This is a genomic window from Lactiplantibacillus sp. B652, assembly GCF_023806745.1.
GTDB lineage: Bacteria > Bacillota > Bacilli > Lactobacillales > Lactobacillaceae > Lactiplantibacillus > Lactiplantibacillus pentosus.
In genome coordinates this window covers 167,106-181,245 of sequence record NZ_JAMSKY010000004.1, presented here as the reverse complement: position 1 = coordinate 181,245, position 14,140 = coordinate 167,106, and the positions used below count along the sequence as shown (strand labels likewise).

The following is a 14,140-nucleotide window of genomic DNA, read 5'->3' as shown; positions in this document are numbered from 1 at the left end:
TGGTCTCCCCCTAATTATGCGCCATCCAGTATATCGCTGTGATCGTTAAAATCACGGATAACGTACACATATAGCCGTAAAAGTGTTTTTCAGCCTTCGTCCGCGCGTGGTTTCCCTGGTACGCATCCGCCAAGCTGGTGATGAACGTTGCCAGAATCGTGTACAGAATCAGCCCCGTAAACGCGTAAGCACTCCAAGCACCACCAATTCCGCTGTGGGCCCGTTGTAGGCCGTAACCAATCAACCAAACCAGGCCTAAAATAAACGTCGGTCCGGCAATTAACCGTCGATTAATCATCGTGTACTCCCCCTTTGTTGGTACCAATCGTCCTCAAGCATCGTGTTGACTGCTACTAAGATTCAAGCGGCAGCATTCACGAATACCGGTCTCCCCATTTGACCGGCTATCACATCTATCATTAAATCGTATGCTCATTATCCACCTTTTTACAGGTATATACCACTAGAACGACGCGTAAAAAAATTGGCAGCTCTTCCACAATGGAAGAACTGCCAATTCGTGATTCCAATCTCAACGATTAATCGTGAGGTTTATTGTACCTTGAATTCTTTGAAGTAACTGGATAATGGTTTCAATTCATTAGCATCGTACTTTTCTTTAAATGCGCTGACCGAAGCATCGGATGTCTTGGCTGGATCGACATCCAGAATTTCAACTGGTAAGCCCCGTTTGTCAGTAATCTTAGCATCAATCAAGACTGGACGACCCGCTTTTAATTCGGCCATGGCCGTTTCAAAGGCATCATGTAATTGGGCAAAGTGGTCGACACGAATCCCTTTGACGCCCATCCCTTCAGCGATTTTTGCAAAGTCGGCATCGAGCAAATCGATCCCATAGTATGGTTGCGGCACGTCCTCTTGTTCAGACTTAATAAAGTTCAACGTTTGGTTAGACGTGACAATATTGAAGATTGGCAAGTGGTACTTTACTTCGGTCAACAAGTCTTGCATGACCATTGAGAAGGCCCCATCACCGGCAATATTGAAGGCTTGACGGTCAGGATAGCTCATCTTGGCAGCAATTGCCCCGGGAACGCCGGCACCCATCGTCGCAAATAGTGCGGAGGTCAATAGTTTTTGCTTAGGGTTCATCTTTAAGAACCGGAAACTGTTGATGGTATTATCACCGACATCCATTGAGAAGACGGCATCGTCTTCTGCGACCCGGTTAATTTCTTGATAAACTTGTTCATATTCCAGTGGATCGGTCGTCCGTTCACTCAACTTCTTCAAGTACTGCTTCCAATCAGCCATGTCGGCCTTAGCAGCTTGATAGTATGGTGATGGTGCGGCCTGTTCACTCAAGGCTAAGGCCCGTTTGATGAACACCTTGGCATCGCCATTGACACCGAAGTCTAAATGGTGATGACGACCAAATTTACCAGGATCTAATTCAATTTGAACATACTTGAAATCATGGGTCGTGTACATAATTTGGGCGAATGAATAGTCCGCACCGACTGAGACAACTAAGTCCGTAATCCCCATGAGTTCATCCGCAGCCTTGGAAGCAGCCCGGTAAGCACTGCCCATGTTGCCATCAAAACTATCTGGAATGACCCCTTTGGCTAAACCAGTGATGATGATTGGCACTTGTAACCGTTCAGCTAAAGCCATCATATCTTCGGTCGCGCCACGAGTCCCTTGACCAACGTGGAAGACGGGGTACTTGGCAGCTTTGATCATGTCTAAGACGGTCTTGACTTGGTCATCCTCGATTTCAGGAACGCCCCGTAACTTGGCAGGAACACTCGCTGAATCATAGTTTTCATCCGGAATTTCAACATACCCAAAGTCATTTGGAATCGTGACGACGGCAACGCCATTTTCCCGGTAAGCGGTCCGGATTGCCTTATCGACAACGTATGGTAGACTTTCAGGCGTCATTACAGTCCGATTGAAGACGGCGACGTCACTGAAAATTGGTTCTTCTGCAAATTCTTGGAAATAATCATAGTTCATATTGGTATGGGCAACTTGACCCACTAAGGCAAGTACGGGAACGTGGTCTTCCTTCGCATCGTACAATCCGTTCAGCAAGTTAACGGCACCAGGGCCTGCAGAACCAAATGCGACACCGATCTTCCCGGTTAACTTCGCATCAGCCGCGGCAGCTAGCGCACCAACTTGTTCGTGACGCACTTGTACGTATTGGAGCCGATTTTTCTCGACGTCCAACGCGTGCATGGTTGAATTAAACGACCCACCGGCATAGCCGTAAATCTGCTTAATATCCCAAGCTTCTAACACTTTCAACATTGCGACGGATGCTTCAATCATCTTTGCCATAGTAAATGCCTTCTTTTTTAAATTGGTTGTATACGTTTTCATTTACGATTATTAGCATACATCTAAATTGTTCAAAATTCAATTGTAAACAATCATTATTTTAAAAATATTGGCTTAACTAACCAAATCGTCACGACAGTTCCCCCGCCAGACCAGTGCTATAATGCGGATTATTTTAATTTAAACCAGTTCGTTCAGCGCGTAATTCTGGTTCGGTTTCGAGGCGAAATAATGAGAACTCATCAATTAATTAATATATTGACCGCCGAATTGTCAGCGCTACCGGTACTCATTGTCGCGTATTACGCCATCACGGCCAAGCCCACTGGTGAGTGGCAATTGGTCCTTAATCTACCGGTGTGCTGGCTAATTAGCTCGTATCTGATCAGTTATCCACTGCTCCTGTCTGCCATCCCGATGCTACGTCGCAACCACTTCAAAATGCAGTCAATCTCGGTGCAGGCCAGTTTAAAGTATCACTCTCATTTGAACGAACGGGCTGCCCGTTGGGATGATGAAATGAATCTCGCCATTTTTATATTGGAGCGCGGGGTCTTGATGCTGCTGTCGGAACCAGCGGGACTGCTGTTACTCTTGTATTTTGGGATCCGGCGACTTCAGCACAATGGCAAACGAAAAGCGCCCTAACTGTTTGTAAATCTGAACAGTTAGGACGCTTTGTTTCGTTTTTTTAGTTTTATGGATTATTTTCAGCACATCGGTTAGTATCCGGCACATTGTCAACAATCATAGTTATCTTATTTCAAAATACTAGCCGTTAAAAAGTCGACTGCAGCTTCCTGAATCTTATGTGGCACGTGATGAACGCCACCCTCAGCACGTTTGAAGACCGTTGCGCTTAGTGCGGGTGTATCTTTGAAACGGTGCTTGAAATCGCGCACATATTGATATGGCACCATCTGGTCGGCCGTTCCGTTAAAGAAGAACATTGGACGCCCAGCCAGCGCTTCTGGATGTTCTGATAAGTCAAACTTGGCCAACTGTTGATACGTTTTGGTAATCAGTTCGTCCGGCAGTTTGGCTTGTAAGGCTGCCGGTAGCTGCGCAACTTGGTCCTTGGCAAATGCGACCGGTTCAGGTGACCCAATCAGTGACACGCCAGCAACAACTTGGGGCTGCGTGGCCATCACACCTGCAGCGGTAATACCACCCATGGAAGTCCCCATCACGCCGATCTTGTCCGCATCAGTGATTCCAGCCGCAACTAAACTATCCACTAATTGTGGAAATTCAGCCACCGAATGGCCGACGATCGACCAGAAATGTTCCGGATGGCGGTCTAAGTCAGTGCCATCATTGCGGCTACCATGCAAATAGGCAGTTGGTAAAATGACCCGAAAACCAGCGCGAACCAATTGATAGGCCGCGGATAGTTCTGTTGCCGTTTGGTTCGTCCAACCATGATAATCGATAATCGTTGGTAACTTCGTCTGTGCTTGACTCGCTGCAAACACGTGTAAGACGGGCAAATCGCCCAATTTGGTCGTACGGACTACCACGTCTTCAAATAAATTCGTTGTCATTTTTATCACCGTTTCCAAAATTAATAGTTAATAGTGTAGCAGAAGCCCAAACGAAAACCAACCCAAACGCGCCCATCGTGGTTAAAGCTTAACCATCACGGACACATCTGAGTTGGCAATTAAGTCGACTAGCCACTACTGACTAGTGTAATAAATAAATTACTTTTCAAGTGTATCTAAGAAATCTTCAACTTGTTTTTGCGTCTTACGGAACTTGTCGACATAGCGGCCAATTTCTTGACCATCTTCAATGCCAACGAAACTAGGAATGCCCATCACACCCATGTCCTGGGCGATTTCAATGTTTGCGTCACGGTCAACCGTAATCCAATCGTATTGGTCGTACTTGGCTTCGATTTGGGGCATTACTGGTTTAATAAACGCGCAATCCGGGCACCAGTCCGCCGTAAAGAATAACATATGCTTACCCGTCTTGATTCGGTCGCGAATTTCTTCGTCGCTTAAAGTTGCAGTTGCCATAAAAAATGCCTCCAATATTCTTGATGATACCTATAGTTTAACACATACTAAAAGTAAGTAAAGGACTTTGCGCTATTCGCTCGCACGTTGCAACGCTTGTTGTAAATCAGCTGCTAAATCGGCCACGTTTTCGATACCGACTGACAAACGTAATAAGTTCGGCGTGATGCCCTTTTCAGCGCGCTGTTCAGGCGTCAAATCGGCGTGTGTCTGGACGGCGGGAACGGTCAGCAAGCTCTCGACCCCACCCAGGCTTTCGGCAAAGGAAATCACGTTTAACGCGCGTAAAAAGGTGTCGACGTCGGTTCCGTCAGCCAGGTAAAAACTGATCATACCGCCGCGACCGGGGTATAAGACCCGCGACACGTGTGCATCCGCCGTCAGCGTTTTGACGAGCGATTGGGCATTAGCTTCTTGTTGGTGTAAACGAAGCGGCAACGTCTTCAGGCTTCGCAATAGCAACCACGCGTCAAACGGATCTAACACGGCACCGGTCGTCACCAGATTGAATTCTAAGGCCTTGGCATCCGCCTGGTCTTTAACCACGACCGCACCAGCCAGCACGTCATTGTGGCCAGCTAGATACTTGGTCGCTGAATGCACGACGATGTCAGCACCCAGGTCTAACGGCTTTTGAATCAGCGGCGTATAGAACGTGTTATCCACAATCAATTTTAACCCGTGGTCATGGACAGTCGCAGCGGTGGCCTGAATATCAATGACTTTCATCGTTGGATTGGATGGCGTTTCGAGCCATAACGCAACGGTGTGTTCATCCGCTAAAGTTGCCAGTGCCGCCTGGTCTTGTCCGTCCCAGACCGCAAAATCCAAATGATAGTGATCATGCAGTAAGTCAAAGAACCGATACGAACCTCCGTATAAATCGTCTGAAACAATAATTTTGTCCCCACTATGGAATAACGTGAAGACCAGTTGAATCGCGGCCATGCCCGAAGTGAGCGCATAGGCAGCCACCCCGTGTTCCATTTCAGCTAACACTTGTTCCAAAATACATCGCGTCGGTTGTGCTTCACGCGGATAATCAAAGCCCGTCGATTGGCCGAGACCGGCATGCCGATACGCCGTTGATAAATAAATCGGTGCTGAAATTGCCCCGGTCTTCTCATCATCACTCCGATTACCCGCTTGCGCTAACCGGGTTTCAATATGTAACTCATCTGTCTGCTTTGTCATGTTCTCAATCCACCTTATTAAATTTTATGCCATTAATCGTAATCTCATCCTAAAAATGAAAACACAAAAAAACCGCCATCTATCAGGGACGCCGGTCGCGTGTTACCACCCAAGTTCAATTGCGGGTCGCCCCACAACACTCATCAAGTTGATTTCAACTCACTAGGATAACGGCTAGTCCCGCCAGCACAGCCTTGTGACCGCTACTGGGCATTCCGAGTTCATCTTCATTAGGCCGCCACCTTGCCGCTTTGCACTCACTACGGCTCCCTGTTAAAGGCGCAGACTAACTACTCTTCTCATCAACATGTCATTTAATGATATTTTCATCTTACTCTCATGATGAGGTGAGTGCAAGGCTAATTTTGCGCCAGCCGGCCTATGAAACGCGTGCGGAATCGCCCAAAAACTTGACGTCATGTGGCTGGAGCGACTGGTCGGCGTGCTCAAAATTTTGGCGCACCGATCGTATTTGGGTAACTTCCAGCGGGTTTAACCCAATTCGAGCTGCAGCTGCTGCTGAGAATTATCATCATTAAGTTAGCAACCGAGCTAAATCGTTCCGAAAATCGTTAACTTTGAGTGCCACGCTATCAAAAAAGGAACCACCAGCATCGGCAGTTCCTGACATGATTTACATTTTCTAAACTAACTTCTGAGCAAAAAAACGTTCGCCAAAGCGACTTATCCGAATAATTTTGAAACAATCACAAAATAAATCAAAATCAAAGCGGCTAGCCCCAACGTCTTCAACAACGCGAGCCACTGTCCTCCGGCTGTTCGCCCCTTTGGTCCCAAGCAGAGCACCAAGCCACTACAAATCACGGCTAATGTTCCAAGCTCGCGGCCCCAGTCAGCATTCCACACATAAACAAACGGCCCAATCAGACCACTCACCACGGCAACAATCCCCATAATTTTAAGAATCAGGCGTCCAAGCCGCTTATCCTTTTCATCATAAATCTCATGTTTCTCTTTTGCCAACTTATCCACCAACCTTTATAACCTCCCTCTAGTATGCCGTATTTTGAATGTGAGGGCAAGAAGGCGGTTACACGTGGTGCTGAGTTGGTAGTAGCCATAGTGTGAGTAGAACGCTGGTCGAGCCATACCCGCGTCTGCCATCTGGCCATGAAAAAAGACCATACAAAAAGACTCCTCCAGAATCATTTTCTGAAGGAATCTCCTTGACCGTTGTTAGCCTACTTCAGTCGAACGGCTTAAGGTTGTGTCGAAACGACTTGCCAGACGTCCCCTTGGGCAAGTTGTTGCTGCTCAAGTTGACCCTTGGCATTAACCCGGAACCGGCCTGCTAAGTGCGCGACATCGGCGTTTTGATTTTCATAAACTTCAACGTAGACGAGTCCGCCCTGTTGATACTGGTTGAAGACAAAGTTCTGCTTGTTAGCAGTTGTCCCTTGATACTGGGCTGCCACTTGATGCCAAGCCCAATCGTTGATCTGACTAGTCGTTAAATGTTGCGTTGCAACGGTACTACTAGTCGCTGATGAGGACGATTGCTTGCTAGTCCCCGTGGTTGCGGAACTAGCTGCTTGACTGCTGGTCGTCGTGGAATCCGTAGATGATTGTGCATCCGTCCCAGTCGTCGATGAGCTCCGACTATCGGAAGTCGCAGTTGTTGAAGAGTCATCAGCTGTTGAAGACGATTTTGTTGCGGTTGACTTCTCGGTCTTAGCATCTGACGAGGACGCAGACTTGCTCGACTTTTCAGCCTTCTTTGACACGACCGTCTTCGTTTCACTAACACGTTGTTGACTAGTTTGGTGGTCGGCCTCCAAATAATAGCCACCCCCAAGCGCTGCAATTGCGGCGATTACTGCGGTACTAACTAACACTTTTTTCAAGATAATCAACTCCCCAAAGATTAATTGTCTGATACTACCTAAAGCATACGCTATGTTGACTCACTTTACCAACGTTTACCTGTTTTAGATGCAAATTTAATGTTTCGATAAGAATTGGGGTTCAGTTAGAAAATTCGAATTCAGAAAATGCCGCCGCTTGCAGCAAAAATGTGCGATTAACGAAAACAGCAGACACACAATTGACTTGCATCCCACAACAGATCTCACAAACGCACTGCCTCAATGAGTACCCTAATTATCCCCTAACGTTTATTGCGCCGATTCTTTTTGGGCCGCTTACGCTTCTTCTTTTTTCGGAATGCCGGTGTCGCATCCATCCCCAGCCTCTTGTGCAAGCGCAGTTTATCATCTCTGACAACTTGTCGCAGAGCTTGTGCACGCTGCTTTGGAAGCGTTGCATACATTTCTAGCATATCCACCATGACAATCAATTTATCCATATCATCGAGCTGTATTCGTTGTACAACCCTTTGTTGTTCAGCACCATCAACCACTGAACCAGGCCCGTATTCAAGCGACATGGTCTCTTCAAGCGCTTCCGTAGTCAATTCTTCAGGCTGTAGAAGGTTGCAGTCGTATGCACGGCCAAGGTAAAACTCAAAAGACTCCACATAATCAGAAACGCGGGCTGTATTTTCAGGATGCTTTTGCTGTTGATCTAAATAGGCCCTAAACCCCAGTTCAACAGCAAAGCGGTGGGCCTTAATCGCATCCTTACGATGCCAAGACCGACCCTCGAAAGTCTCAACATGCGCATCCGGATTCAGGTAATCCCTTTCCTGATCAGGGCTGTAAAAGTCAATCAACTTGGCCAGTTGCTCTGGATCATCAAATACTGCCGCCGTGATTGGAAAGCCATTCTCATATTCACTACTGATGTCATTCTTGTGGTCAGTCACATAATTGTTGATACTGTCGTCATCATTCAAGTCAACACCAGCCGCTTGAATTTTCAGAATCATCTTCTTGTCTACCGAATAATTGTTGGGATCCTTAGCTGCTTCAACCATTTTTGCAGCAGCCTCATGAATATACCGTTGGAGTTGAGCGACCTTATTTGGTTTCATCATCTGCTCGGAACCTACGATACTAATCAAATCAGTTAACATTGGACCAATCGCCGCATATTCTTCTTGACTATAAAGACGATCCGCAACAAAATCACCCGTCAGAATCTCAACCAACATATGCTTGGTCCAACTTCGCGGCAATTTACGATAACGGTTATACCCAATCACCAATAATGTTTCAACAACATTTTGCATAAAGTCGGCTGTGACCACCTCGGGACGGTTCTGCCATTCTGGACGCTCTTGGTAGATTTTCATTAATCTCGAATACTGAAGATTTACTCTCAATAATCGGCTAGGTTGCCACATTGGCAACTTTGGATCCCGATTAACTCGGGTACTAGGATCATCATCAAAGTCATCTTCAGTCATGGATGACCCATCCTGGCCCAAATCAACACTCGGCACAAAGTCATCATCGGAATCAAGGTCGGGGTTATCCCAAAAGTCAACATCGTCGAAATCATCATCATCGGAGTCGTCGTCATCATCCATAAATCCTTCAGTCTCAACTGGTGTCGAAAATAATGCCAATAAAAACTTCGGAAGACTGCCAGCTTCAGGATTCTCTTTTTTAATTTCCGCCATCACCTTCGAAATGTCAGCGGGCTTCGCATTAATTTGTTTCGTTCGTGCTAAGTAAGTACAGTACGGTTCACCGATGACGACCGGTCCTTCCACCAAGAACTGCGTGCCATCGATGTCGTCATCATGCTTAACTTGAGTCAAATAAGCGCCAATGGATGCTGCTGTCCAATCAGCATGGGACTTACTGATATAATCAGAAAGCTCGGTATCTAGCTGACTACCCACCATTTCGCTTAAATTATCCCAGTTCATGCCGATGATATCAGAGACACCATCCATCTGATCATATTGTGTCTTAAGTGGCTGGTATTCCGGGGATGCTTTAAACCCAGCCCAAATTGATTTAAATGTTGCCATGTTACCCCTCGTTTCATTATTTTTTGATCTTTTGATTCCAAAAACTGAGTCCACGCCATCACTAACACTCACCAGGCTTGACTGATGGCTGCGCGGTCACGACGCATTCATTTAATAGTTCTATTATACCGTACAGTCCTAATTAGTACTTAATGAGACCAAGTATCTGTCACTAAATCCCTTTTTCTGCTTACAAAATGTAACCGGTTCATAATTTGTCATCAAATTGTTACTTATGTGAAGCCCAGTTTGCATGCTATAGTAATCAACCGATACTAAAATTAGGAGTGTGTCAATAGAATGCCACGTAATTTAAAAGAAGAAGTTGTTTTCACTGCCATCATGGCTGGCTTAATGGTCTTTGTCATGACCGCCTACAACGTTACCCTCGCTCAAGGCTTTAGTAGCGGCTTGGTAATGGCAATCCTTAGTGGCTACCCACTCGGTTTATTCGTTGCGATCCTGTTAGACTTATTGGTCGTGGGACCAATTGCCAAACGATTAGCTTTCAAATATATCATTAATGATTACATGCGTAAAAAGGTCGTCTTAATCGGAATTACGATTTCCGTCTTGATGGTGCTGGGCATGGTGACTTGCATGTCCTTCTTCGGCATCGCAGTCGAAGGTGAATTGGCTGGCGGTCACGTCTTAGCAACTTATGGTCATACTTGGATCTTTAACTTGATCGTTGCCCTTCCGCTCCAACTGCTCATCGTTGGCCCAATCGCCCGCGCTGTGCTTGGAAAGATGCAACAAGCAACGGCGAACACTGAGTCCGCAGCTACGGTAGAAGAAGAAGATTAATAACCACGTTTAACACTTGAACGCGTGCCCGACTGAGATAAATCCTAGTTGAGCACGCGTTTTTTGAATTGAACGTCCCGTCCAATGGTGTCACTCCCTCGCCCGTCCAGCATGACGGTTCAACTACGCGACTCACAGGTATGACCGTGTTGCGGACATCCCACAGCTACAATGACAAACTTTCACTGCCAACGCCTGGATACGACCATCTTTTAAATACTTCCGAAATAACCTGCTGCCAATGGCCACCAATTCCACTGACAAGTTCAGGATACCCCCAACGACTTCACGATAATTTATTCAGCAGTCATACCAGCCACCACACCAGCCACCCCCAATAGCTTAACTTTCTTAACCACAATCCATGCTATGCTAATTGAATGAACTTAATTGGGGTGAAACATATTGAAAAAATGGTTAAGCTTTGGGGGCTTATTCCTATGCTTATTAATGGTACCACTCCACGTCCAAGCACGTGCAGGTGGCAATTACGGCGGTGGTGGCAGCGACTCGACGTCGACTTGGAATCGGTCGAGCAGCGACGAATATTATGATGACCGCCGCGAATTTGACCGTCCCAGGATAATAACTGGTTGGCGGCACAATGCAACTGGTGGCGGTTTCGGCTTACTAGTCGCTGTTATCGCTATTAAACGCTTATTACAACGTCGACGCCAGAACTTACTCGCCAATCAAACGGACCTGCCGCCGACCCTAGCAGCGGCCTTTGAAACGCTGTTCTATGAGGTGGAAGCCGCCTGGACGCGTAATGATTTGACGTCGCTACACCGCTTGATGGGACCAGGATATTATCAATATCAACGCTGCATCATTATCGGTTTTATGATCCAGCGCAAGTTCAACGAGCTTGACTCACTGCACCTGATTTCACTCCGCCAGCTCGACAATGGTCCGGGTCGCGCTATCAACATCTTAGTCACCGCGCAGGCCCGCGACTACTTCCGATATGCCAATAAAAGTGCCACGTTCAACCAACAGGCCAAGGATTCAGCTTACATTGAACGCTTTCAAGAAATTTGGACGGTCAAATGGGATGCCCAGCATCAACTGCGGTGTCACCAAATTACGGCGGTTCAGCCAGATACAGACGACAACGTGCGCTAAGGCTCAAGTACTATGCGTTGATTTTAAGCCATACGCTGTGAACAGAAGCGCGACACTCCTTATGCAAGTTGCCTGCAGTGCCGCAACTAATTTTTAATGATTAACCACAAATCGCCCCGACCAGCAGTCAAATTTTCTGCTGATTGGGGCGTCTTGCGTTTCAAGTTGTCATCATGTAATTCAGGGATAATTTGAAACTAAATCGACCCCAATTTCGCGTACATCATGGTATGGTAATGATAACGATTAAGGAGGTATCACGAGGGTGAAAACATACGGAATTGGTGCGGTGGCTGAGCGCATGGAACTTTCAGTTGCGACGATTAGATATTATGACGAGATGGGATTACTGCCATTCGTCAAACGCGACCAGGCTGGCCGGCGCCGGTTTACCGACGATAATATTCAGCTATTACAAATGATTTTGGACTTAAAACGAGCCGGCGTGGCCATCAAGGATATTGCCCACTTCGTCTCCTGGCGCTTAGACGGCGACGATTCATTGCACGAGCGCTATCAATTCTTGGCGAAACATGAACAGACGCTCGAAGACGAGATCAGCCAACTCGAAAATTCGCTGGCCTACTTGCGTTTTAAGAAATGGTACTATCGAACTGCCGAAGAAGCTGGTACAGAGAAGATTCATCTACGGGCTGGTTCCAAACAAGTCGACCCGCAAACTTATCGTGAGTATCAAGAATTACTTCAAGCAGGTCACACCGCTCAGGAACTTGGGAACGGTTCCAAAAATTAATTTAGGCTTTAGACTTGACCTCAAGTTTACTTGAGCTAGTAAGCTATGATTCATCAACTGTTATAGGAGTGTGATGAATGATGTTCTTACTAGCTTTAATTCCAATTTTAATGGGCGGTGGTCTGGCCATGCAGACCGCGGTCAATGCCAAATTACGTCAATTTGTGGGGTCTCCCTATTTAGCTTCAGCGGTCTCCTTTAGCGTCGGTGCGCTATTCTTGATCGTACTCACTTTACTGAGTGGCGTCTCACCGTTCGTCTCACTGACGACAATTGCGACCAACCCGTGGTGGATCTGGCTTGGTGGCCTTTTAGGCGTCATTGGTCTAACGGTCAACTTGCTACTCTTCCCACGACTTGGTAGCATTCAAACGGCGGTACTACCGATTTTTGGCCAAATTGTGATGGGTATTCTTATCGACCAATTTGGCTGGTTTGCTTCACCGCGCGAACCGCTCACGATTGTTAAAGTCATTGGATTAGTATTAGTCACCTTAGGCATGCTGGTCGCCACCGTCCGCTTTAATCATGCGACCGCTGAACATCCGGTCAAAGGGCTCTGGCTGTGGCGGTTACTTGGCATCGGTGCTGGGATGCTAATTGCAACTCAGGCAGCCATCAATGGTCATCTAGGCACGATTCTCCAGTCATCCGTCCACGCTGCAATGGTTTCGTTTACCGTCGGCGCAGTGCTCTTACTGTTACTGATTGCCGTCTTACGGGTACCCACTAAGCCACTTCAAATCGCCCTTCAAGCTGGTCGAAGTTACTGGTGGATGTGGATCGGTGGCTTCTTAGGTGCAGCCTATGTTTTCGGTAGTGCCTGGTTAGTCCCTCAGATTGGGACGGGTCAAGTGGTCGTGATTGCATTATTTGGCCAATTGCTGTTCAGTGCCATCATTGAACAATTCGGTTGGTTCGAAGCCCAGGCACAACGGGTCAAACTTCCCCGCTTAGTCGGCCTATTGCTGATGTTAGTAGGCGTGATTGGAATTCATTTCTTATAAATCTTTCCATTATCATTGACGGATCTATCTCAAAGTGAGATAGATCCGTTTTTGTATAAAAACAATGCTGCGATATTGACAAGTCAATGAGAGAATCCCCTCATAATGCCTAGCAATTTTGCTACAATCACTCATCGCTTTAGCCGTGATTCACAAGGACAAAAAAAGGCGCGTATCAGCCATCCGAAAATGGTCAACACGCGTCTATTCACGGCACTGGCAAAGCCAGCGGGGGTGACACTCCACAATGTCAGTGACCCAAGCACTCTGAAATACGTCAGAGAAACGTGCCCCGCTATCAATATTAGTCACTAGCCGCTCGCGCGGAACCGTTATTACTAACGATCTGACTCTATCGACTCATCGCAAGAACAACCATAACATCTTAATCTCTAAAATGCAAGGTAGCCGCAAAAAACGGTGGTGCAATTGACTAGCAATCGACGCCACCGTTCCCATTGGTATTTTGATTTTGGCTTGGCTCCAATATCAATTTTAACAATACCACATGTTTGTAAACATTCAGTAACTGGCAGGTAAAGATTGTGTTTAATCTTCAACCGCCGTGATCTGATTCAAACGGTCGACTTGCGCTGACAACCAGTCCGTCAACAACTTTTCGGCGTTGGCCTGATCAGCCAGCACATCATCAACTGAGCCTAATTCATCGATCCGCAAGCCGGATTGGAGCACTTCGGATTCGGCAATCATATAGACATTGATTGGCATCGTGTCGTCTGCAACCGTCACCTTGCCAATTTCAGTTAAGTTTGCGAGTGGCAGGTTAATGACACTCGTCTCAAGCCGAAAGCTAATCGCGGGCTCGTGAGTCGTCGTCAAGGTGATTTGGGCCAGCTGGTCTTGCTTCACCGCTGCGACCAACTTTGCTAACCACGGTTGAACTTGCGCCGTTAATTGGTCATAGGTCCCCGTTAAACTGGCCTGGGTCACCTTTTCGGCCGTGACATCATCGATAAAAGTTTGTACGTTTCGTTGCATAAAACTCGATCCCTCATTT

The 14,140-nt window shown here is 46.8% G+C and carries 14 protein-coding genes; 5 read left to right on the top strand and 9 right to left on the bottom strand.

What is annotated here, in order from left to right:
* Window positions 1–10 precede the first annotated feature (10 nt).
* Both MZO40_RS07315 and spxB read right to left on the bottom strand, forming a co-directional pair.
* A complete protein-coding gene (locus MZO40_RS07315; RefSeq protein WP_165861008.1) occupies window positions 11–298 on the bottom strand; it encodes a LasU family protein in 288 nt (95 codons plus the stop codon).
* A 254-nt stretch (window positions 299–552) separates the two neighbouring features.
* Complete coding sequence (spxB, locus tag MZO40_RS07310) at window positions 553–2,310, bottom strand: pyruvate oxidase (protein WP_088770948.1); 1,758 nt, start codon at window positions 2,308–2,310, stop codon at window positions 553–555.
* 231 nt (window positions 2,311–2,541) lie between these two features.
* Here spxB and MZO40_RS07305 point away from each other — a divergent pair, with 231 nt between their 5' ends.
* A complete protein-coding gene (locus tag MZO40_RS07305; protein WP_105961465.1) occupies window positions 2,542–2,958 on the top strand; it encodes a hypothetical protein in 417 nt (138 codons plus the stop codon).
* A gap of 110 nt (window positions 2,959–3,068) precedes the next feature.
* On the opposite strand, the gene MZO40_RS07300 is transcribed toward MZO40_RS07305, so the two are convergent.
* The 6 genes from MZO40_RS07300 to MZO40_RS07275 all read right to left on the bottom strand — a co-directional run bounded on the left by MZO40_RS07300 (window position 3,069) and on the right by MZO40_RS07275 (window position 9,501).
* Window positions 3,069–3,854, bottom strand: a complete 786-nt coding sequence (locus tag MZO40_RS07300) for an alpha/beta fold hydrolase (protein WP_105961464.1) — start codon at window positions 3,852–3,854, stop codon at window positions 3,069–3,071.
* Window positions 3,855–4,013: 159 nt separating this feature from the next.
* Window positions 4,014–4,334, bottom strand: a complete 321-nt coding sequence (locus MZO40_RS07295; protein ID WP_003639365.1) for a thioredoxin family protein — start codon at window positions 4,332–4,334, stop codon at window positions 4,014–4,016.
* A gap of 72 nt (window positions 4,335–4,406) precedes the next feature.
* Window positions 4,407–5,528 carry a PLP-dependent transferase gene (locus tag MZO40_RS07290; protein ID WP_105920764.1) on the bottom strand — a complete coding sequence of 374 codons (1,122 nt, stop codon included), beginning with the start codon at window positions 5,526–5,528 and terminating at the stop codon, window positions 4,407–4,409.
* Between the two features lie 684 nt (window positions 5,529–6,212).
* The gene (locus tag MZO40_RS07285) at window positions 6,213–6,521 is read right to left on the bottom strand and encodes a hypothetical protein (RefSeq protein WP_225367222.1); all 309 of its coding nucleotides are present in this window, start codon (window positions 6,519–6,521) and stop codon (window positions 6,213–6,215) included.
* Between the two features lie 227 nt (window positions 6,522–6,748).
* A complete protein-coding gene (locus MZO40_RS07280) occupies window positions 6,749–7,393 on the bottom strand; it encodes a hypothetical protein (protein WP_105961463.1) in 645 nt (214 codons plus the stop codon).
* Between the two features lie 263 nt (window positions 7,394–7,656).
* The gene (locus tag MZO40_RS07275) at window positions 7,657–9,501 is read right to left on the bottom strand and encodes a hypothetical protein (protein ID WP_133305826.1); all 1,845 of its coding nucleotides are present in this window, start codon (window positions 9,499–9,501) and stop codon (window positions 7,657–7,659) included.
* A gap of 228 nt (window positions 9,502–9,729) precedes the next feature.
* Here MZO40_RS07275 and MZO40_RS07270 point away from each other — a divergent pair, with 228 nt between their 5' ends.
* The 4 genes from MZO40_RS07270 (at window position 9,730) to MZO40_RS07255 (ending at window position 13,122) form a co-directional block, all read left to right on the top strand.
* Entirely contained in the window at window positions 9,730–10,236 is a 507-nt protein-coding gene (locus MZO40_RS07270; RefSeq protein WP_050339600.1) for a DUF2798 domain-containing protein, read from the top strand.
* A 405-nt stretch (window positions 10,237–10,641) separates the two neighbouring features.
* A complete protein-coding gene (locus MZO40_RS07265) occupies window positions 10,642–11,361 on the top strand; it encodes a hypothetical protein (RefSeq protein ID WP_133305827.1) in 720 nt (239 codons plus the stop codon).
* 265 nt (window positions 11,362–11,626) lie between these two features.
* Window positions 11,627–12,115 (top strand): MerR family transcriptional regulator, encoded by a 489-nt coding sequence (locus MZO40_RS07260; RefSeq protein WP_252133193.1) that lies wholly within the window; start codon window positions 11,627–11,629, stop codon window positions 12,113–12,115.
* 80 nt (window positions 12,116–12,195) lie between these two features.
* The gene (locus MZO40_RS07255) at window positions 12,196–13,122 is read left to right on the top strand and encodes a DMT family transporter (protein WP_165860568.1); all 927 of its coding nucleotides are present in this window, start codon (window positions 12,196–12,198) and stop codon (window positions 13,120–13,122) included.
* Between the two features lie 549 nt (window positions 13,123–13,671).
* Here MZO40_RS07255 and MZO40_RS07250 read toward each other — a convergent pair.
* Complete coding sequence (locus tag MZO40_RS07250) at window positions 13,672–14,121, bottom strand: hypothetical protein (protein ID WP_105961458.1); 450 nt, start codon at window positions 14,119–14,121, stop codon at window positions 13,672–13,674.
* Window positions 14,122–14,140 lie beyond the last annotated feature (19 nt).